The 1,894-nt window shown below is 70.7% G+C and carries 2 protein-coding genes; one reads left to right on the top strand and one right to left on the bottom strand.

Annotation, left to right across the window (positions count from 1 at the left end):
* Positions 1–1,529 (top strand): lytic transglycosylase domain-containing protein (locus ACFE7U_RS00475; protein ID WP_375407757.1); only part of this gene is annotated, 1,529 nt, incomplete at its 5' end.
* A gap of 13 nt (positions 1,530–1,542) precedes the next feature.
* On the opposite strand, the gene ACFE7U_RS00470 is transcribed toward ACFE7U_RS00475, so the two are convergent.
* Entirely contained in the window at positions 1,543–1,818 is a 276-nt protein-coding gene (locus ACFE7U_RS00470; RefSeq protein WP_375407756.1) for a hypothetical protein, read from the bottom strand.
* Positions 1,819–1,894: the final 76 nt, after the last annotated feature.

The following is a 1,894-nucleotide window of genomic DNA, read 5'->3' as shown; positions in this document are numbered from 1 at the left end:
TCTGGCGTTCGGACAGCTTCGGCAAGACCCTGGAGGCCCGCATCCTCGACGCCTTTCCGGGCGTGGTCACCAAGGTCGATCACCGCTTCCGGATGGAACGCGCCCTCCTCAAGGAGGACTGGGACCAGGCGGGCCGCGCGGCGGGCTATGCCGGCGGTTCCGCCATGACTCTGGTGCGGGCGCGACGCGCCGTCGAGGACAAGAATTCGGGGGCGGCCTCCGCTCTCGCGGCGGTGCCGCCGTCGCTGCGCAACGATTCCTCCTACGTGATGTCGCGAGCCCAGTTCCTGCGGCGGGCCGACAAGGCGGTGGAGGCCGCCGCGGTGCTGGCGACCGCGCCGACCAATCCCGAGGTTCTGGCCGACGGCGACGAGTGGTGGGTGGAGCGCCGGATCGTGGCGCGCAAGCTCATGGATCTCGGCGACGCCAAGACCGCCTATCAGGTCGCCAGCGGCCACAGCGCCCGCACGGTGGAGAAGCGGATCGAGGCCGAGTTCCATGCCGGCTGGATCGCCCTGCGCTTCTCGGACGATGCCGCGACTGCCGCGAAGCATTTCGCCGTCGCGGCAGGCATCGCCGAGACACCGATCTCGCTGGCCCGGGCCACCTACTGGCAGGGACGTGCGGCCGAGATCGTCGGCGGGACTGAAAGCGCCAAGGCGCATTACCAGCGTGCGGCCCTCCAGCCGATCGCCTATTACGGCCAGCTCGCCCGGGTGAAGCTCGGCGAGGTCAGCCTGCCCCTGCGCAGCGTCGTGCCGCTCGACGCCGCCGCGCGAGCCGCCTTCGAGGACCGGCTCAGCGTGCGGGCCCTGCGCCTGCTGGAGGCCGCCTCCCTCAAGGAGCTCGCGCTGCCGCTCTACATCGACACGGCGAGCCGTTTGACCGATCCCGCCGAGATCACCGCACTCGGGGATCTGGCCGTGGAGATGCGCGATTCGCGTGCCCTCGTCGCCATCGGCAAGCTCGCGGTGCAGCGCGGGCTGCCGCTCGACGCACACGCCTACCCCACCATCGGCATCCCGGCCTACGAGGCCTCCGCCGCGGTGCCGCTCGTGGAGAAGGCGATGGTCTTCGCCATCGCCCGCCAGGAGAGCCAGTTCGACCCGCGGGCGCAGTCGAGCGTCGGGGCGCGGGGCCTGATGCAGATGATGCCCGCGACCGCCCAGCGCACCGCGCGTCGGGTCAGCGCCGCCTACGACCAGGACCGGCTCACCAGCGATCCCGCCTACAATGCCCGCCTCGGCCATGCCCATCTCGGCGAGCTGATGGAGGATTGGCGCGGGTCCTACATCCTTGCCTTCGCCTCCTACAATGCGGGCGGCGGCAACGTGAAGAAGTGGATCGACGCCTATGGCGACCCGCGTAAAGCGGGCGTCGACCCCATCGACTGGGTCGAGCGCATTCCCTTTACCGAGACGCGCAACTACGTGCAGCGAGTGATGGAGAACCTTCAGGTCTACCGCAACCGCCTCGACGGGCGCAGCGCGCTGCTGATCGAGGGCGACCTCCGGCGGGGAGCGCGCTGACGCGTCAGACGCCCTATGTGCGGGGTTGCCGCCGAGCGACGGCGCCGGCAAGGCACCCGATGAGGTAGGCGACGAGGCAGAACGCGGCGATCTCGATCCAGAGGCCAGTCCGCCCTCCGACCGGTCCGGTGACCGCAAACCCGCAGAGAACGGTCGTCATTGCGCCCAGGATGGCTCCTGCCGCCGCGGTGCCGCGATCCCTCGGCAGCCCGGCGAAGGCGCCGACGAGACCGCCGAGCAGGAATGCGGCCGCGAGAGCCGGCCAGAGAAGGGTGAGGAGCAGGGCCATGGCGGACGTCCTTGCCGAACGTGTCAGGAGTCGAGAGCGAGGCCGATACCCTGCTGGGCCGGGCGAGCCGGTCCGG

Origin of the sequence: uncultured Methylobacterium sp., from assembly GCF_964251405.1 — a bacterium.
Taxonomy (GTDB): Bacteria; Pseudomonadota; Alphaproteobacteria; order Rhizobiales; family Beijerinckiaceae; genus Methylobacterium.
This window is presented reverse-complemented; position numbering and strand designations above follow the sequence as displayed.

Excerpts from the sequence above, each read along its gene's own strand:
- ACFE7U_RS00470 (WP_375407756.1), bottom strand. The coding sequence starts at position 1,818 with ATGGCCCTGCTCCTCACCCTTCTCTGGCCGGCTCTCGCGGCCGCATTC.